This is a genomic window from Companilactobacillus musae (assembly GCF_003967595.1).
Classification (GTDB): domain Bacteria; phylum Bacillota; class Bacilli; order Lactobacillales; family Lactobacillaceae; genus Companilactobacillus; species Companilactobacillus musae.
Genome location: NZ_BIFW01000004.1, coordinates 23,055 through 41,994, shown reverse-complemented (window position 1 = coordinate 41,994; position 18,940 = coordinate 23,055). Strand labels below are relative to the sequence as shown.

Genomic DNA, 18,940 nt, shown 5'->3' with positions numbered 1-18,940 from the left:
ATTGTACTTTACAAGGCGTATGAAAATATGCTACATTTAAGAAAATTAATATATAAGATATTAAGAAGAAGGAGTACTGTATACTTTATCCACAGGGAGTTAAGGCAAGTGAGAACTTAACGTGTCGGTATATAGGAAAAACATCTTTGGTTTTCTAACTGAAATTAATAGTAGGTTTAGACGTGACCCAGTACGTTATAATTGGAGAGTATTTGATGTACTTTGAGGTGTTTTTTTACAAAAAAACTTGGGTGGTACCGCGGAAAGATCTTTCGTCCCTTTTATTGGGGGATGGAGGATCTTTTTTTAGTTTTATAGTATTCCAGATTTGAAGAGGAGAAATCAATGCAAAACGTTTTAGTTGAAGATTTATATAAAAAAGAATTTGCTGACGGTGACAAAATCACTGTTTCTGGTTGGATTCGTACAATCAGAGGATCAAAAAGAGTTGGTTTTATTGAATTGAATGATGGTTCATTCTTTAAGAATGTGCAAGTAGTTATGACATCTGATATGGAAAACTATGCTGAAGTAGTTAAGTTCCCAATCAGTACAACAATTAAAGTTGTCGGTGAATTGGCGTTGACACCTAAAGCACAACAACCATTTGAAATTCATGCTACAGAAGTTATTGAAGAGGGTGCTTCTGATTCAGATTACCCATTACAAAAGAAAGCTCACTCATATGAATTTATGAGAACAGTTGCACATTTGCGTCCTAGAACAAATACTTTTTATTCTGTATTCCGTATTCGTTCTCTAGCTGCATTTGCTATTCACGAATACTTACAACATAACGATTTTGTTTACGTTCATACACCAATCATCACTAGTTCAGATGCCGAAGGTGCTGGTGAAATGTTCCAAGTAACAACATTGGATATGAATAATGTTCCTAAGACTGATGATGGCAAAGTTGATTATGGTGAAGACTTCTTCAAAAAGGAAACTAACCTAACAGTTAGTGGACAACTAGAAGTTGAACCATTTGCTCTGGCTTTCAGAAACGTTTATACATTTGGACCTACATTTAGAGCAGAAAATTCACATACTGGTCGTCATGCTTCAGAATTCTGGATGATCGAACCAGAAATGGCCTTTGCTGATTTGAAAGATGAAATGGATTGTTCAGAAGCTCTATTGAAGTATGTTATCAATTACGTTATGGATCATGCCAAAGAAGAATTAGAATTCTTGAATGAAAATGTTGATAATACTTTGATCGATCGTTTGAAGGCTACAGCTAATGAAGAATTTGCTCATGTAACTTATACTGATGCAATTGATATTTTGGAAAAAGCTACCGACGTTGAATTTGAAGTTAAACCTTATTGGGGTCTTGATCTTGATTCAGAACATGAACGTTACTTGTCAGAACAAGTTTACAAGAAGCCAGTTTTCATTACTGACTATCCTAAGGATTTCAAAGCTTTCTATATGCGTGCAAATGATGACGGTAAGACCGTTGCTGCAGCCGACTTGTTAGTTCCTGAAATTGGTGAATTAATTGGTGGTTCACAACGTGAAGAACGTCTTGATAAGCTAGAAAGCAGAATGGCTGAACTTGATATGAACGAAGAAGACTACAAGTGGTACTTAGAATTACGTAAGTACGGCGGTACAGTTCACTCAGGTTTCGGTATTGGTTTTGAAAGACTTGTTATGTATATTACAGGTATGGAAAATATTCGTGATGTCATTGCTTACCCAAGAACACCAGGTAATGCTGAATTCTAAAATAAAGAAGGTCTGATTATGAATATTGAAAGAGCTAAAGAATCTGATTTGTTAGGAATCATGAGTCTAATTCATCAGGCACAGAAGTTCTTTAGGGAGAATGAGATTGATCAGTGGCAAAATAATTATCCAACTGAAGAAGTTATCTTAACTGATATTCGTAATCATGAGAGTTATGTTGTTAGGAACAATAACCAGGTTATTGTTACGATGACCCTAACTTTTACTGAACAACCTGAATATAGTGATATTCGTGGAGAAAAGTGGAAATCCAATGATTCTTATGCAACAATTCATCGTTTAGCGGTGGATAATGAGAGTAAGGGATTAGGTTTAGCAACTAAATCATTGAGTTTTGCAACAGAAAAATGTCGTTTTCTTAAGGTAAATAGTTTAAGAACTGATACTTATCGAAAAAATTTCCCTATGCAGAAGACACTTGAGAAAAATGGTTTTGAAAAACGCGGCATTATTAAACGTGTTGGTGTTGCAGATATGATTGGGTTTGAAAAGATAGTTAAATAAACTATACAAAAATATCCTCTAGCATTTTTTGCTAGAGGATATTTTTGTAGCCAATATTAAAATAACAATAACTTTATTAAATGATTATTTTTAATGTAAAGACTTTAATTAATAAATGTACTATATAGATAAATAGTTATACCCTAGTGTATATCGTTTATAAATGATTGAAAATATAATATTATTTTGATTATTTAGGGCTTATTCTTTGTTTAATATAACAAGGAAATTTATAGTTGAATTAAGATATTTGTTTAGTGAGGGAGAAAAGATTGATTACTTATAAAAATGTTGGTATGAAATACGACAACAATACAATTCTGCATGATATCAACCTTACGATTAACGATGAGGAATTATTCGTTTTAGTGGGTCCTAGTGGTAGTGGGAAAACCACTTTGCTCAGAATGTTAAATCAGTTGACCGTTCCAACTAGTGGGGACGTTTATTTTGCTGATAAAAAAATAAAAGATTACGATGTTCAGAAATTAAGATTAGATATGGGCTATGTTTTGCAAGATAGTAGTCTGTTTCCAAATTTGAATGTGGAAGATAATATAACAATTCAATTGGAACAAAAGGGCGTTTCTAAAGCCAAAAGACATCAACGGGCAGCTGAACTATTGGAATCAGTTGAACTTGATCCTAAGAAATATGCTAAAAGAATGCCAGATGAATTATCTGGTGGTCAACAACAACGTGTGGCAATTATTCGTGCTTTAGCAACCAGTCCTAGATTGGTTTTGATGGATGAATCGTTCAGTGCTTTGGACCCAGTTTTAAGACGAAAGTCACAAGATTTAGTGTTGAAATTGCATAGGAAATATAAAACAATGGTTGTATTTGTTACTCACGATATGCAAGAAGCTTTACGTATGGGACAAAGAATTGCCATTTTGAATAAGGGTGAAATTCAACAAGTAGGGACGCCACATGACATAATGCAACATCCAGCTAATGATTTTGTTCGTCAATTTTTTGGTGTTAAAACTCCTCATTGGTGGAGTATGGACTTTTTGGTCGATTCAGGTGTACTGGAAAAAATTGAATTTCATGACGATTTAATTAAAATCGATAAATTCGATAAACTAGTTAATTTATTAAAATCAGCTACGAGTGTTGATTTTCAATATCAAGGCAAAGGTTATTCATTAACTGTTCCACAATTGTTAGCCTACTTTGAAAGAGAAGGGGGCAATCAATAATGCAAATGTTAATGCAGACAATGATTAATCAACGAGGAGAGATTTTAAAATCTCTTTATCAACATATTGAAATTTCTTTTATTTCACTATTAATAGCAATGTTGATTGCGATTCCTTTGGCAATTTTATTGAGAAATCATCGACGTTGGGGAGAATTTGGCTTACAAATTGCCGGTGTTATTCAAACAATTCCTAGTTTGGCATTATTAGGATTGTTGATTCCTGTAGTTGGTATTGGTACGGTTCCAGCTGTCGTGGCTTTGACAATGTATGCCATTATGCCCCTTTATCAAAATACTTATTCAGGTTTGACGAATATAGATCCTAATTTGGAAGAGGCAGCGGTAGCTTTTGGTTTATCGAAGTGGAAAAGATTACAAAGATTAGAGTTTCCTTTAGCCTTACCAATGATAATTTCGGGTATTAGAATTGCTTTGGTTATGATAATTGGTACGGCAACATTAGCAGCTTTTATCGGTGCTGGTGGTTTAGGTGATTATATTATGTTGGGTATTCAGCAAAATAATAATTATTACCTAGTTATAGGTGGTGTTTTGTCAGCTTTATTGGCTTTTATTTTCAGTGGCTTATTGAAGTTTATGGGATCCTCTAAGAAAAGAATTTATTCAGGCGGAATAATAGTATTATTATTCATTTTGGGAATTGGTGGAACTAGGATTTATCAAATGGTAAAACCTCAACCTGTTCAAATTACGATTGCAGGTAAGCTAGGTAGTGAACCAGAAATTTTAATGAATATGTACAAGGATTTGATTAAGCAAGATCAACCAAAAGCCAAAGTTACTTTAAAACCTAATTTTGGTGGTACAACTTTCTTATTTAAAGCTTTGAAACGAAATCAAGTTGATATTTATCCTGAATTTACGGGAACGGTTTTGGAATCATTGGTTAAATATGATCAACCGACACCTAAGGATACTGATAAAATTTATCATATTGCTAAAGATGAGTTATCTAAACAAGAGAAGATGACTTATTTGAAACCTATGAAATATGAAAATGGCTATGATTTGGCCGTTACAAAAGAATTTTCAGAGAAATATCATGTTACGAAATTAAGTGATTTGAACCGGGTCAATGATAAAGTCAAAGCAGCCTTTGATCCAGATTTCTCTAATCAAGCAGATGGTTATTTAGGATTGAAGAAGAAATACAATTTGGACTTTGCCCAAATCAATCGTATGGAACCAAGTTTACGTTACAAGGCAATTGCCAATAATCGAGTTAATTTAGTTGATGGATATACGACTGATCCGCAAATTCAACAATATCATTTGGTCGTATTGAAAGATGATAAACATTTCTTCCCACCATATCAGGGTGCACCATTGATGAATTCTGATTTTGCTAAGAAAAATCCTAAAGTGATTAAAAGTTTGAATAAACTTGCTGGACATATTTCAACCGAAGATATGCAAAAGATGAATTACCAAGTGTCAGTGAAGAATAAAAAAGCTAGTGTAGTTGCACATGACTATCTAGTGAAAAAGGGATTAATAAAATAGCGAGTTTAACTCACAAATGTTAAAAAGCTTAGTATAACAACCATTGAATATGGTTTGTTCTACTAGGCTTTTTTAGCTGGAATCAATAATATTTTAAATTTATTTTGACATCAAATACATCTTATTACATAATACTATGTATAAAGAGGTATATGAATGAATACACAATTAAAGAAGGGTTTGCTTGATATTTGTGTTTTAGCAGAATTAGAGCGAAAAGAATCGTATGGTTACGCAATTATTCAAGATTTAAAACCGTTGATTGAAATATCCGAATCAACCTTGTATCCGATTTTGAAGCGTCTTTTAAATAAACAGGCGATTACTTCGAAGAATCAAATTCATAATAATCGGATCAGAAAGTATTATCAGATCACTGATATTGGTAAACAAGAAATTACGGAATTTATTAGTGAGTGGGGACAAGTTGAAAAGATTTTTCAGTTTATAAAAGGGGAAGATTCAAATGGATAAGACTGATTTTTTAATAGATTTGCAAAAAAAATTAAAACGTTATGGGGTTAAGAATGCTAATGATTATCTGGATTATTATTCAGAATATTTAGATGATTTAATTGAGAGTGGATTAACCGATATGCAAGCAATTGACAGAGTTGGGGGAGTTCAAAAAGTTTTATTAGAGATTCTGTCGGATGAAGATGTTGTTATTCCAGAAACTAGTAAAAAGGCAATGGGAAATCTATTCTTGGCATTAGGCCTGCCATTATGGGGACCATTGGTAGCTGCCCTTTATATTACCGTCTTAGGATTGATATTTGCGTTACTAGTCTGTGCTTTAGCCTTTGGAGTGGCCGGAGTGTGGGTCTTGATAAGTAGTTTAGTTGTTGTTTTTCAAATGAACGTTTTATATGCCATGTTTCAATTAGGGGTGGCATTAATGCTATTGGGATTAGGTGTGATTTTTGAGCAATTGTTTATTCTATCGGGCAAAGGGTTATTTGATTCTAGTAAGTATTTATTTCAAAAGTTTAGTCCTAGGGAGGCTAGATAATGAATATTTTTAAATTTAATAAAAATATTTTAGTTGCTGCCGTTCTCATATTTTTATTGGGAGCAATTTTAATGTTTATTTCATTTAGTGCGTTAGGATTCAATGTTCAAAATATTCTCAGTCATTTAGGATCTTGGTACACTACGGAATTTTGACTTTAAAATCAAATAAAAAATAACATCTATTAAAGGATACAGATCTATATACCTGTGATCTTTCTTAATAGATGTTATTTTTTATATCTTGGTTAATTAGAAATATATTTATCGGCTTCAGCTAGGATCTTTCGAACTTCATCAGTAGATTTGGTATCCATCATTTTGTTTCTTAGATCAGTAGCGCCAAGTTCTGGACGAGCGTAAATTTTAAAGAAACGTTTGAGTGATGCGAAACGAGGTATGTCATAATGCTTTGCAAAATCATCAAAAAGATCTAATTGCATTTGCAACAAGTCGAGAAGTTCCGATAAAGAATGAGTTTGTGGTTCTTTTTCAAAGGCAAAAGGATTGGAAAAGACGCCACGACCAATCATAATTCCATCAAGCCCGGGATGATCTTGGGCAAGCTTGAGACCAGATTGATAGTCAGGAATATCACCATTTATTTGAATTAAAGTTTCAGGAGCAATTTCATCACGCATTTTGATAATATCGTCGATTACTTCTAAGTGAGCATCGACTTTACTCATTTCCATTTTAGTACGGAGATGAATCGTCAAAACATCAACATGTTGTTCAAGTAAGAAGGGAATCCAATCTCTGAATTCTTCAACTTTACTGTAACCCAGACGTGTTTTAGCACTGACGGCGAGACCAGAAGTTTTTGCAGCAGCAATAACGTCCTGAGCCCACTGGTGATTTCTAATTAAATCGCTACCACCGTGGTTTTTAATAACGGTGCTATCTGGACACCCCATATTGATATCAATGGCAGGAAAGCCCATATCTTTTAGAACTTTTCCAGCTGCTTCAAAGTCTTCCGCAACATTACCCCAAAGTTGGACAACGGGTTTCATTTGTTCACGAGGGTCCATATAAAGTCGACCGTGAACGGGAAACTTAGTATTGGGGTCGGTGATACCCTTGGCATAAACGAATTCACTGAAGAAAGTATCTGGGGCACTTGCCTTAGCAATTACTTGGCGAAAAACAGTATTACTGACGGCTTCCATAGGTGCCATAGTGAAAAAAGGTCGTTGTTTTGCCTTTGCCTTAGCGGCGATGTCTGACCAAAATGTTGATTCTGTCACGTTTCATTACTCCCTTACTGTTTGGAAATGATTAACTACATCATTATATATTACTAGTTTATGTTTTTTGATGCTAATGATTAGTTTTTGAAAAAAGCCGGAAGACTTCCAAATTTTGGAAATTTTCCGACTTTTTATTAATATGCTTTTAGATGTTTTCCAAACGATTGTAATAAGCTAGATAAGTTTTGCCACTATCAGAAATTTTAATTTTAGTAACGGCAGCATTAATAGCTTCAAGAATGTCCTCAATATTAGGAGTTTCGGTAACTAATTGAACGAATGAACGTGTTACGAAACCGTGGCAAACAACAAGAATTTTTTCATTGCCCTTATTACTCATATCGTCAATAAATGATTGTAGACGTTCTAAAACTTCTTTGTATGTTTCGGAACCCTCTGAATAATCAGAGTAATTTGCCGATAAGTAATTATTTTCATCAAAGCATTGTGGATACTTGGCTTGAACATCAGCGGCAGATAAACCGTCCCAAGCACCATAATTTATTTCACGTAGACGATCATCAGTTTTTATTTCATGAACGCCTTGGTTAAGAATTTCAGCAGTTTCTTGTGCACGCTTCAAGGGACTAGCGTAGACTTCATCAAAATCATTGATATTTAAATGTTGTTTTAAGTAATTTACTTGCTTTTTACCAGTTTCATTTAAGCTTAAATTAGTAGCTGATCCGTTGATCTTACCAGTGTAATTAGTGTCAGTTTCTCCATGTCTGACGATATATAGTTCAACCATATATATGTTGCCCTCCTTAATGAATATGATTTTAGTATTTCATTAATACGCTTACAATGCAAATAATCAAAAAGCCCAATGTAATAGCCATCAAAAGATAGTTATTACATTGGGCTTAAACCATTTATTCAAGAATTTTAATTTTTCCAAAAGCAATTGGTACGTAAATAATCAACATAATCAGACTAATTACAAAAATAAAGCTTGGTAATGCAAAGATAGTCCCATCGTGAATAAAACTGATTAGATAAGTTAGTAAACTTACAATTAGGTAGTATCCAAAACTAAAGATACCACTGGCACTACCGATAACATCTTCGTAACCTTTCAAGGCTAGATCCAAGGTAATTGGCAAAGTTGTATTTAATCCTAAAAAGATCAAGAAAAAGCCAACAATCATCAGATAGGCTTGATCAAATTGCAAACTGATCAATAATAATAAACCTGAGATGGTACTGAAAGTTAATCCTAATAGGGCGATTGTTTCAGCCCTTATATATTTGATAGCAAAGTTAACGATCGTAGCTCCAATTAAACTGGCTAGTGCCAAGGTCATGCCTAGACTTCCATATTTAACAGAAGAATAACCGAAGTGTTCCATAAAAATAAATGGCGCTTCAGAATAATAACCAAAGAGAATACCGTTAATTCCTCCAATTAGAATTCCGTATGTCCAAACGATAGGATCTTTTAATAAGCGCCAAGTAACTCTTAATAGGGAAACTTGCTGAATATTATTTTCATCACGAGTTTCTGGCAGAGAAGTATAACTGTATAGTAGAACTAAAATTGCCATGACGATTAAAGTACTGAAGACATTGCGATAACCAAAGTAGGTTTGAATTGCTCCACCAATTAAAGGTCCCAAAGCAGGAGATAAAGCCATGGCTGCCCCGACTTGTGAGAATACTTTGGCACCCTTTATGCCGTCGAAACTTTCACGCATGATGGTTTGAGTGACAACTGAACCGACACTGGCACCAAAAGCTTGAATAAAGCGTGATGCTAACAACAATTTAAATGTAGGACTGAGAAATAAGCCAATATTTCCTAATAAGTATACGATGATACCCAGATTTATTGATTTACGACGGCCAATTTTATCGGATAATTGCCCCCAAAAGAGTACTCCAATCGCAAAGGCGATAAAATAGATACTCATAGTTAGTTGTGATGTAGCTGCCGTAACATGTAAATTGCTACTGATCATTGGTAATACTGGTGTAAAAATTGATTCACTGATCTGGGGAAATCCCACCAGAACAATAATTAAAAGAATTGATGGTGCGGTATTGCGGACGTTTTTCATTTTAGACTCCTAAATTTTTATTCTACAGAAAAACGTCCTTCATCATTTGCAGGCATACAAGCCATGATGTTTGATAGTTCCATGGTTTTCACCTAGTTTCTTAAAGTCTGCTTATCATGTTATAGAAAGAATTATGATAAAGCAAGGTGTTTTTTCAAACATAATACTTGCACAAGTATTGTCAAACTAGGTATAGTTGATAGTATTGTAATTAATTGTGATTGGAAGTGAGAGTGTGACCCAGTCAGCATACTGGAATCGCATTGCCGACAAAGCTAAAAAGGAAAATCGTCCTTTCTTTAGTCTGGCACCTATGGAAGCTGTAACAGGATCAGTTTTTAGAAGAGTGGTAATGAAAGCTGCTGCTCCCGATAATTTTTATACTGAGTTTACGAATGCCTTGAGTATTACGCATCCGTTGGCTAAGGAAACTACTAAGGGACGTTTGTATATTGACCCTAAGGAAGATCCTAAACCTATTGTTCAATTGTGGGGTAATTCGGAAATCGACTTTGCCAAAGCTGCTAAAGAAGTAGAAAAGCAAGGTTATGAAGCAATTGATATTAATATGGGATGTCCTGACATTGCCGTTATTAAAAACCACAGTGGAAGTGATCTGATCCGTCATTTTGACACTGCCAAAGAAGTAATTGAAGGAGCCCGTCAAGCTGATTTACCAGTTAGTGTTAAAACTCGTTTGGGTTATAGTCAGGTTGAAGAATTCGAGACTTGGATACCATTTCTTTTGAAACAGCAAGTGCCTGTTTTAACAGTTCATGTTAGAACTCGTGAAGAAATGAGTAAGGTTCCGGCTCATTATGAATTGATTGATCAATTAGTTCAGATGCGTGATACTTATGCGCCTGATACTTTATTGCAGATCAATGGTGATATTGCTGATTATCAAGCTGGTATCAAACTTGCTCAAGAACATCCTGGAGTAGATGGAATTATGATTGGTCGAGGAATATTTATGAATCCTTATGCCTTTGAAAAAGTTCCTCAAGAGCATTCAACTCACGAATTATTGGATTTGTTGCGTTATCAATTAGATCTATATGATCAGTTCGTGGCCAAGGGAATCCCGGGACACTTTGCTCCACTGCAACGTTTCTTTAAGATTTATGTTCGTGGTATGAAGGGTGCTTCTGCTATAAGAAATGATTTAATGCAAACTAAAACTACTGATGATGCCCGAGCAGTGATTGATCGAATTGATCCGGGTGAATAACAAAGAACAGTGTCTATTACAAAGTATTCAAGGTATATAAATATCTGAATTACTTAATAGATACCGTTCTTTTTTTAATTCAAAATTTTATTTGTGTTAAGCTATGAGAACAAATAATTAGTGGGGGAAAATTATGAAAAATGCAGTATTCTTGATGTTAAACGAATATGCCGATTGGGAAGGTGCATACTTATCTGCTTTATTGAATCAGGACTCGGGGTGGTCAGTCAAAACAGCTTCGGTTACGAATAAAGTCACTTCTATTGGTGGGTTAAATATTAATGTGGATTATTCTTTATCAACGCTAACTGAGATAACAAATGAAATTGATTTATTAATATTGATAGGTGGGAACTCATGGGCGTTAGAAAATACAGAGTTAAAACAACTTATTGCAAATCGATTATCAGCAGATAAACCAGTTGGAGCAATTTGTGGAGCTGTGGATTATTTAGCAGCAAACGGATTATTGAGCTCTTACAAGCATACCGGCAATGCTCAATATCTTTGGAAAAACTATTCCAGTTATTTAAATCCAGAGGATTTTATTCTTAATCAAGTTGTTAGAGATCGTAATTTGGTTACGGCAAATGGAACTGCGGCTTTAGAGTTTACAAATGCTGTATTAAAAATGATTCATTTCGCATCTGATTTGGAAGTTGATAAGAAGACTGATTTGTATAAGATAGGCTTCTACAAATACTGTGATAAGTATGGTAATCCTTTTGAACAATAGGCTTTCAGCATATTTGGTGCATATTTTTCCGGAATTTATTAATATAAGAATATAAATAGATTGAAGGAGGGAATTAATATGCATTGGTTATGGGTCTTAATTATTGGTGCAATCATAGGAGCGATTGCTGGAGCAATAACGAATAACGGTAAATCAATGGGTTGGATCAGCAATATTATTGCCGGAATCGTTGGTTCAAGTATCGGTGAGGGTATTTTGGGTTCTTGGGGACCACAGTTAGCCGGAATGGCTATTTTCCCCTCTCTGATTGGCGCCGTTATTTTAGTAGCGATAGTTTCATTCGTAGTTAGAAAAATGTCTTAGAGGTGATTAAAATGGAAACTACCAAATCAATTTTAAAATTTATGGCAATCAGTACTTTAATTGTTGGCGGCGTCTTAGTTGGCGGAACCATTTTAACCGCTAAGGGTATTGATAACGTCGGAGATAAATTGCAAAATAAAATTCATTCTTAATACAGAAGTTAAAAAAGCCAGTCTGAAAAATTCAGATTGGCTTTTTAATTTCTCTTTTCATTTACTAAAGCTCTGAGTGTAGAAGTTTGGAAATCGGCGATTAAAATATGAATATCATTAAGTGATTCTTTTTGATCATTAATTAACCACTCACGCCAAATCGCATAAACGCCAGCACTCATAAATTTGATCCAGTATCTTTTTTGAATTTCTGAGAATTTTTTCCAATCTATGGCTGTATCGTAAAAATTAACCATATTATCATTGAAGATGTTTTGAATAATAAATTCGTAATTTTTATCAACGGCCAATTTCATTGTTTTAGCTATTTCATTAAAAAAATCTCCTAAGGCATTTAGCTTTTGATCTTGTGGAACTCTATTGATAACAAGCTCAAATTCAGAATCGATTTTAGGCTTGAAATAAGATATTAATATATCGTCTAAAGTTTGAAAATTCCGATAGAATGCCATACGACTGACGCCAGCTTTTTTGACTACTTGAGTGACAGTGATGTCATTTAGATTCTTAGTTTGTAGCAGTTGCAATAAAGCAGTAATAAGATAATCCTTGGAATCTTGTTTAATCTGTTGCGAGTGTTCAGTAGCTGCCATTACAATTTCTCCTTTTTGTCACAGATGCTTCCAATTTGCTTGAGAACCAATCATGTAGATATTAATATACAACACATGAGCGTTACAAGTGAAACGTTAGTTAAATGAAAATTCAAGGAGAAATATAATTATGAAAAAGAAATTGGTAGTCGTTACTGGTGGAAGTGGTTTTATTGCTATACATATTATTTTACAATTGTTAGAACAAGGATATGCAGTTAGAACAACCGTCCGTTCTCAAGCTAAAGAAAATGTCATTAAAGAAATGTTAATCAATGGTGGGATTACTGATTTTTCAGATTTATCGTTCTCAATTGCGGATTTAACATCAGATAAAAATTGGACAGAAACAATGAATGGAGCTACCTATGCTATTCATGTAGCCTCACCAACACCTAAATTGAACTTTAAAAATGAATCTGAAATGATTCGTCCAGCAGTCGATGGAGTACTTAGAGTTCTCAAAGCCGCTCGTGATGAGGGCGTTAAAAGAGTAGTTTTAACTTCGGCCTATGGAGCTATTTTTGCTGGTCATAAGAATCGCACAACTCCTTATACAGAAAAAGATTGGTCTAATTTGGATGCTAAGAATATTCACCCATATCAAAAGTCTAAAACTATGTCGGAAATGGCAGCTTGGGATTTTATCAAGAAGGAAGGTAAGGGTTTAGAATTTGCCACAGTTAATCCAGTTGGGGTTATGGGACCTGTTTTGTCAGCTAAGTATTCACATTCCAATATTCAAATTCAAGAGATGTTGGAAGGCAAGATCAAGGCTTTGCCCAATGTTGACTCGGGTTACGTTGATGTTCGTGATGTAGCGAGCTTGCATATTTTGGCTATGACTTCACCAAAAGCTAATGGTGAAAGATTCTTGGCAACAACCGGAGAAACTTTATCAATGATGGATGTAGCTAATATCTTACGTGAAGCTTTTCCAGATCGTGCTGATAAATTACCTAAAAAGACGGTTCCTAATGTTGTTATTAAAGCTGCAGCAATTTTCGATCCTAAATTACGTATGATTGCTTCAATTGTTGGTAAATATGCAGGAACAAGCAATGAGAAAGCCAAATCCATATTAAATTGGTATCCTCGTTCTGCTAAGACAGCTATTATTGCAACAGCTCAGTCAATGATTGATTTAGGAATCGTTGAATAAAAAACTAGTATAGTAACCATTTTCGATGGTCGCCATACTAGTTTTTTATTCGTTAACTTTAGATAATTTTTGATAGGGAACGTATTTTTTAAGTAGGACAATTGTTCCTAAGAAAAAGGTAGTTGCTAGGATTGCTGTAATTGGTAACATATGAAACATATTTATTGGCAACACTAGAGCCAATAAAGGAAAGGCAAAAGCGGCGGGTAATTTAATTTTGAGTAATTGTAGTAGAACAAATACCAATGGCAATGAAATAATGGCAGAAATTAGCCAAGAGCTAAAGATTAAGTGAACTGCTACACCGATACTAGCAGCACCGACTAAAGCAATAAAATGTTTACTGGCCATTTGCCAACTATACTGCGGCTTCTGTAAAACCTCGAAGAAGACAACCATTACGGGCGGGATAGCAGCCATTTGTGAAAAGCCAAAGAACCAAACAGCTCCGACCCAGACAATTGCCATAATTGTAAATATAATCATATGGTGTTTTTGAATGATTGAGCTAGGGGATGTCTGGTGGTAACTACCTTGAAGATAAACCCCGCACATTAATATTAAAGTGAAAAAGAGAATAGCAACAATAAATGACCAATGAGTAGCATTGATAATAATTGGTAATAAGCCAGTAGCAAATGATGGGGCAAGATTTGAATGTAATAGACGCAATAATACTAACATTAGTAATAGTCCTAAGAGGACTTTTTCAGCGTATGAAATATTCAATTTGTTAACTAGAAAGCCAATTATGGCTGTTCCTGATGGTGCTAAAAATATTTTGAAGGGTTGATTGATCCAACCACCATTTTGATAGATCCAAGTTCCAGCAGTCAAAGCACCGATCTCAGGCAAAATAATTTCCATATCGTTTAGAATAGTAGCACTCGCTACCATGAAAATAATGAATATAAATCCAAGTAAATAATTTCTTTTTTCAGTTGTAGATAATCGCATAAGTAACTCGATATCCTCCTCTGTTTAACGTAGTTCTCAGCAAAACTAGATAATTGTAACACATCATGATAATTTCTGAAAATAAATTGAATATATTATTTTATATCGAAAATATATAAAATAAGAATTTATACACTTTATTTATATCAAAATATACAATTTAAAAATGTACAAAACGGACAATATACTGTCATTCTCAAAAAAAGCTACTAGAATATGGGTATAGACCAAAAGATAGGAGGATAGCTATTATAATTAATAAAAAGGGGTACGTTTTGATGGATAACAAGAAGAGTAAGCAGACCAAGACTTTCGATGCTGACGATGTCGATGATTTACTATGCGAGTTAGATAATTCAAAAATCAGAATTAATGCATTGATGGATTACAATTTGAAGTTGCGTCGTGTTGATGAGGAACAGCCTAATAAGAATCTTCTGTCACACGAAATGAAACGTCTCAGTCCGATTATGGAGTTATTGAATACTGAGATATTTGAATCGTTGGAGAAGTCCATTAGAATTTTGGAAAAGAAAAATACCACAGTTTCTAAAATCAATGGAAATAAGTAAAATAATGTATGATTGAGAGATCATCTTGACCAAAATAAGCCAAAATGGTCTTTTTTTGTATTTATTTTAAGTTCAATTCGTTAATACTATTGACATTGGACCGTTTTTTTTATAACATTTTATTGTTAATGGGCATTCGCCAAATGGTAAGGCAGCGGACTCTGAATCCGCAATTTATTGGTTCGAACCCAATATGCCCAATGTTGAGAGTTTCACAAGGTGTTATGATCCTTGATAAATAAGCAGTTTACAAGTTTTAGTTTTAAAAAGAATAAATTGGTTTTAAGATTGTTAGTCGTTGGACTAACAATCTTTTTTTATACATTCATAGTGGTATGATGGCGAAAAATGAGCGTAAAAAATAACCGTCAAACTTTAGTTATTTGCGGTTATTTTAAGAGCTTATTATATAACTATATAAGACTGTGCAATTAATTAATATTATCTTTTAGAAAAGTTGACTTGTGTCATACCTGATACTTCAACTTTATCACCATTGTGCAATTTGACGTTTACTTTTGGTACTTGAGACATATCAGTATCTCCACCGAGTACTTCATTAGTTGTATCCCCAAATGTACTCTTTGGAGTTACGATGAAATTACCGCTTTGACCTTCAGCTGGAGTAACTGTATATTTACCTTTTTTGATATCTTTACCAACTACCCAGAAACCAGTTGTTAAGGCAGTGTTATTTTTCTTATTTCTTTGTTTGACTGGTGTAAATGTCGCAGATGTAAGACCATCAACTTTAACTTTATCGCCTTTACTTAAAGTTGCAGTAACAGATGGAACTTGCAACATATCAGGATCACTACCAAGGATTTCATTTATTGAATCTCCGTGAAGAGTTCTTTTTGGTGTGGAAGAGATATTACCGCTTGAACCATCAGTAGAGGTGATAGTATATCTACCAGGTTTTAAATCTGATCCAACTTTATATGATCCGGGAATCAATGTTGCTTGTTTAGCCTTAGCTGAAACGATAGTTTCTTGTGTTGGATTGAGGTTCAATCCCGGTGTCTCTAAAAAAGTAGTAGATAATGTGACGGTAGCAATGCTGGTCAAAAGTACTTTAGAGTATTTATTCATAATTTCCCCCTATAAAAACATATATTCAGCTTTTTAAGTCGTCAGTATTTGGACAAATCTATTTTGGCTTTAAGTATTAATAATATAGCATAGAAGATGTTACTTTTTTTCTTTAAACAAAAAAATATCCATTAAATAGGGAATATGCTTTTATTGAAATAATATTTATTATTATTTTTGAAATAAGATAAATTATTTAAAAATTATTAGATATAAATAAAATATAGAGATAACAAAAAGGGCTATTCAAATTATGAATAGTCCTTTTTCATATTCTAAATTATCTAACTGTAACGGCATCAGTTGGAACAAATTCATTAGTAGCAACACGATAGTATGTTTTGCCATTAATATAAGCGATACGGTCTGAATACCAAGCTGTATCAGCTAATAGGGCACGATTTGTTACAACTTCGCCTTCTGAGTTTACTAGTTGTTGATTGTTCTTTGTTTCCACAACAATCTTGTTATCTTTGTAAACATAGACTTCACTAGCTTTTACCCATTCGTTGGAAGCAACACGATAATATGTTTCTCCGGCAAAGGTCATTTCCTTATCGCTGAACCAATCACTAGCGGTATTAAGACTGCGATTAGTAATCTTAGAAGTATCTAGTTTATAAAGTGAAACTACACCATCACTGGGATGAGTTGAAACTAAACGATTGACATCATTAATATTATCTGGTGAATCAGGTGAAATTACTGGATCAGTAATTGTAGAACTTGAGTTAGATGATGAACTTGAACTATTAGAGCTTGAATTATTAGAACCAGAATTGGTAGTAGTTGATTTAGTTTTAACAGTAATAGTCTTAGAAATATTAGTTCCATCTTTTAATTGATAAGTATAGGTAACTTTGAAAGAACCATCTTTAGCGATTTTTCCGTCTTGGAGAACACCATTTTGATCATTAATAGTTGTCTTGACGGCATTGATAGCATCGTTTCCAGTTAAAACGTTGTTTGAATTGTCTTCGACAGAAGTTAAACCATCGGCAGTAGTCCAATTTTGACCAACTTTAACGGTATTGTCATTAGCATTAATAACTTGTCTTACTGTGACAGATAGGTAAGGAACACTTCTGGTGGCACTATTCAAGAAGTTACTTCCAATTTTATATCCATAAGCATTTTGTTGAGTACCGTCAGCATTTAAATTGGTTGAATAACCTTCTTTATTTAAAGCATTGATGATATTTAAATTATCTAGATGAACTGTAAAAGTTCCCCCGACGGTTAAAGGACTGTCAGAAGCATCGACGGTATTAGCACCATAAACGTTATCGACATCGATATCTCCGTCTTTATATTGAGGCATTAAGGCTTGAGCATCAGCTGGAGCAGCTACAAAGCCGCCTTTTCCATCAGATAAAACAGCATGGTAGGAAGCACCGTTCCAATCTGTGGAATCAGTAACGATAGTTGAATATCTGAAATTGAGAGTATCACCAAATCTTCCGTGACTACTGTTCATTCTGTTATATTCAGTATGTACTTCAGAAACACCCTGAAGATGTTCTTCATCTGATGATTTGGCTGTAATCGGAATGGTAAGGACGATAGATTTACCAGCTTCAAGGTAAGCAGTTGGTTTTTTAAAATTAAAAACATTTGAGTTGATTTCGATGGCATCTATGTCTGACCACTTAAAATTAGGATCAGCTTTTAATTCATCAGCACTTTTGAAATTATTTTTATCTGAAGTAGTATAAACCACTTCAGCGCCTTCTGGTAAACCGGAAATGAAAAGTGTGTCATCAAAATCGTCTGAAACAACAACATTCGAGGTTCTATAACCGGCAGGTTGAGCATCTTGAAAATGTTTTGGTAATCTGATTGTTTCACCGTAATCATCTTGTTTTTCGTCTGATGTATTGGTAATAGTTAAAACAATATTAGCCGAAGTTGAATCGGAATTGATTACTGCGGAAGCACCTTTAGTGGCAGTTGATGTAGATGACACTGTACCATTTGAATTTGTGGCAGTGATCTTAATATTACTTTGGATAGGATCATTAGTCGTATCTACATTTGCTTCACTGCCAGCAGGAGTTTCGTCAATAAGAGCTGGATCTGTACTTGTGACAGTATTGTCAGCTTGGGAATCTGTTGGAGTTTTTGATTCTTCATTAGTGGTAGTTTTATCGTTATTAGTATTTGATTTAGTTTCAGTAGTTGAATCATCGGCAGAATTTTCAGAATCGTTTGTTACAGGACTATCTGTTTTTGATAAATCAGCAACTTTTTCTTGAGAATCGGCATTTTTACTGGATTCACCAGCATTTGTGTCGGAACTTTGTTCCTGTTCGGCATTTGCATTATTATTTGATTCGGTACCACTATTATCACTATTAATAGTAGAAACTGATTTTAGAGGAGTACTGTCAGCTACTGAACTGACTTTTGTTTGAGTGTCACTAGCTTGTTCAGTATTAGAATCAGTATCAGCTTTGACATCAGCAGCTTTTACGTTATTGGTTTGCATTAGTTGGAATCCTAAAGCGGCTACCCCGAGGGCAGTTACGATGAATTTCTTATTTAAGTTTTTTGCATTATTAATTCTCTTCATAATAAATACCCCTCTTAATTTATTTCTTATTGTCTATTTATTTGCTTGTTATTTACTATCCAATTCGTATTATAAAAGGATGTAAATGAATAAATTGACCAGAATAGAAGAAATATTATTTTATACTTTGGAGTATTAATGACTGACAAATCCCGATATTACGGTAATAGAAATATATTTATAGTGATTTTTAAAGTCAAAAAGTAGAGTG

20 protein-coding genes, 1 tRNA gene and 1 other annotated feature are annotated in these 18,940 nt (G+C 34.1%); of the genes, 14 read left to right on the top strand and 7 right to left on the bottom strand.

Features of this window, described 5'->3' with window-relative positions:
- The first annotated feature begins 51 nt into the window (after nucleotides 1–51).
- Nucleotides 52–283: a binding site (T-box leader), on the top strand.
- Between the two features lie 62 nt (nucleotides 284–345).
- The 7 genes from asnS to LAB100_RS11570 all read left to right on the top strand — a co-directional run bounded on the left by asnS (nucleotide 346) and on the right by LAB100_RS11570 (nucleotide 6,160).
- A complete protein-coding gene (gene asnS, locus LAB100_RS06695; RefSeq protein WP_119326424.1) occupies nucleotides 346–1,737 on the top strand; it encodes an asparagine--tRNA ligase in 1,392 nt (463 codons plus the stop codon).
- An 18-nt stretch (nucleotides 1,738–1,755) separates the two neighbouring features.
- Nucleotides 1,756–2,262: a GNAT family N-acetyltransferase gene (locus tag LAB100_RS06690; RefSeq protein ID WP_119326423.1), complete on the top strand. Its 507-nt coding sequence runs from the start codon at nucleotides 1,756–1,758 to the stop codon at nucleotides 2,260–2,262.
- Nucleotides 2,263–2,534: 272 nt separating this feature from the next.
- Nucleotides 2,535–3,467, top strand: a complete 933-nt coding sequence (locus LAB100_RS06685; protein WP_119326422.1) for an ATP-binding cassette domain-containing protein — start codon at nucleotides 2,535–2,537, stop codon at nucleotides 3,465–3,467.
- On the top strand, nucleotides 3,467–4,993 hold the full coding sequence (locus tag LAB100_RS06680) for an ABC transporter permease/substrate-binding protein (protein WP_119326421.1): 1,527 nt from the start codon (nucleotides 3,467–3,469) through the stop codon (nucleotides 4,991–4,993). The genes LAB100_RS06685 and LAB100_RS06680 overlap by 1 nt, the downstream gene beginning before the upstream one ends.
- Before the next feature lie 156 nt (nucleotides 4,994–5,149).
- Nucleotides 5,150–5,467, top strand: coding sequence for a PadR family transcriptional regulator (locus LAB100_RS06675; protein ID WP_119326420.1), 318 nt, complete (start codon nucleotides 5,150–5,152; stop codon nucleotides 5,465–5,467).
- Nucleotides 5,460–6,005: a DUF1700 domain-containing protein gene (locus LAB100_RS06670; protein ID WP_119326419.1), complete on the top strand. Its 546-nt coding sequence runs from the start codon at nucleotides 5,460–5,462 to the stop codon at nucleotides 6,003–6,005. Before LAB100_RS06675 ends, LAB100_RS06670 begins: the two co-directional genes overlap by 8 nt.
- A complete protein-coding gene (locus LAB100_RS11570; protein WP_162894207.1) occupies nucleotides 6,005–6,160 on the top strand; it encodes a hypothetical protein in 156 nt (51 codons plus the stop codon). Before LAB100_RS06670 ends, LAB100_RS11570 begins: the two co-directional genes overlap by 1 nt.
- A gap of 92 nt (nucleotides 6,161–6,252) precedes the next feature.
- Here the strand turns inward: LAB100_RS11570 and LAB100_RS06665 are convergent, their stop codons facing one another.
- The 3 genes from LAB100_RS06665 to LAB100_RS06655 form a co-directional block, all read right to left on the bottom strand.
- On the bottom strand, nucleotides 6,253–7,254 hold the full coding sequence (locus LAB100_RS06665; RefSeq protein WP_119326418.1) for a tRNA dihydrouridine synthase: 1,002 nt from the start codon (nucleotides 7,252–7,254) through the stop codon (nucleotides 6,253–6,255).
- 148 nt (nucleotides 7,255–7,402) lie between these two features.
- Nucleotides 7,403–8,008 carry a histidine phosphatase family protein gene (locus tag LAB100_RS06660; RefSeq protein WP_119326417.1) on the bottom strand — a complete coding sequence of 202 codons (606 nt, stop codon included), beginning with the start codon at nucleotides 8,006–8,008 and terminating at the stop codon, nucleotides 7,403–7,405.
- A 124-nt stretch (nucleotides 8,009–8,132) separates the two neighbouring features.
- Nucleotides 8,133–9,317 carry a multidrug effflux MFS transporter gene (locus tag LAB100_RS06655; RefSeq protein WP_119326416.1) on the bottom strand — a complete coding sequence of 395 codons (1,185 nt, stop codon included), beginning with the start codon at nucleotides 9,315–9,317 and terminating at the stop codon, nucleotides 8,133–8,135.
- A gap of 235 nt (nucleotides 9,318–9,552) precedes the next feature.
- On the opposite strand from LAB100_RS06655, the gene LAB100_RS06650 reads away from it, so the two are divergent.
- The 4 genes from LAB100_RS06650 to LAB100_RS11565 all read left to right on the top strand — a co-directional run bounded on the left by LAB100_RS06650 (nucleotide 9,553) and on the right by LAB100_RS11565 (nucleotide 11,760).
- On the top strand, nucleotides 9,553–10,548 hold the full coding sequence (locus LAB100_RS06650) for a tRNA dihydrouridine synthase (protein WP_119326415.1): 996 nt from the start codon (nucleotides 9,553–9,555) through the stop codon (nucleotides 10,546–10,548).
- Between the two features lie 133 nt (nucleotides 10,549–10,681).
- Nucleotides 10,682–11,284, top strand: a complete 603-nt coding sequence (locus LAB100_RS06645) for a type 1 glutamine amidotransferase family protein (protein WP_119326414.1) — start codon at nucleotides 10,682–10,684, stop codon at nucleotides 11,282–11,284.
- 78 nt (nucleotides 11,285–11,362) lie between these two features.
- Nucleotides 11,363–11,608, top strand: a complete 246-nt coding sequence (locus tag LAB100_RS06640; RefSeq protein WP_119326413.1) for a GlsB/YeaQ/YmgE family stress response membrane protein — start codon at nucleotides 11,363–11,365, stop codon at nucleotides 11,606–11,608.
- A gap of 11 nt (nucleotides 11,609–11,619) precedes the next feature.
- The gene (locus LAB100_RS11565) at nucleotides 11,620–11,760 is read left to right on the top strand and encodes a hypothetical protein (protein WP_162894206.1); all 141 of its coding nucleotides are present in this window, start codon (nucleotides 11,620–11,622) and stop codon (nucleotides 11,758–11,760) included.
- 44 nt (nucleotides 11,761–11,804) lie between these two features.
- On the opposite strand, the gene LAB100_RS06635 is transcribed toward LAB100_RS11565, so the two are convergent.
- Nucleotides 11,805–12,374, bottom strand: a complete 570-nt coding sequence (locus LAB100_RS06635) for a TetR/AcrR family transcriptional regulator (RefSeq protein ID WP_119326412.1) — start codon at nucleotides 12,372–12,374, stop codon at nucleotides 11,805–11,807.
- A gap of 130 nt (nucleotides 12,375–12,504) precedes the next feature.
- On the opposite strand from LAB100_RS06635, the gene LAB100_RS06630 reads away from it, so the two are divergent.
- Entirely contained in the window at nucleotides 12,505–13,536 is a 1,032-nt protein-coding gene (locus LAB100_RS06630; protein WP_119326411.1) for an SDR family oxidoreductase, read from the top strand.
- 45 nt (nucleotides 13,537–13,581) lie between these two features.
- Here LAB100_RS06630 and LAB100_RS06625 read toward each other — a convergent pair whose 3' ends face one another.
- A complete protein-coding gene (locus LAB100_RS06625; RefSeq protein ID WP_119326410.1) occupies nucleotides 13,582–14,493 on the bottom strand; it encodes a hypothetical protein in 912 nt (303 codons plus the stop codon).
- 278 nt (nucleotides 14,494–14,771) lie between these two features.
- Here LAB100_RS06625 and LAB100_RS06620 point away from each other — a divergent pair, with 278 nt between their 5' ends.
- Nucleotides 14,772–15,065 (top strand): hypothetical protein, encoded by a 294-nt coding sequence (locus LAB100_RS06620; RefSeq protein WP_119326409.1) that lies wholly within the window; start codon nucleotides 14,772–14,774, stop codon nucleotides 15,063–15,065.
- A 129-nt stretch (nucleotides 15,066–15,194) separates the two neighbouring features.
- Nucleotides 15,195–15,266 (top strand) — tRNA-Gln (locus LAB100_RS06615).
- 240 nt (nucleotides 15,267–15,506) lie between these two features.
- Here the strand turns inward: LAB100_RS06615 and LAB100_RS06610 are convergent.
- Entirely contained in the window at nucleotides 15,507–16,157 is a 651-nt protein-coding gene (locus tag LAB100_RS06610; RefSeq protein ID WP_119326408.1) for a hypothetical protein, read from the bottom strand.
- Nucleotides 16,158–16,437: 280 nt separating this feature from the next.
- Nucleotides 16,438–18,729, bottom strand: a complete 2,292-nt coding sequence (locus tag LAB100_RS06605; protein WP_119326407.1) for an SLAP domain-containing protein — start codon at nucleotides 18,727–18,729, stop codon at nucleotides 16,438–16,440.
- Nucleotides 18,730–18,940 lie beyond the last annotated feature (211 nt).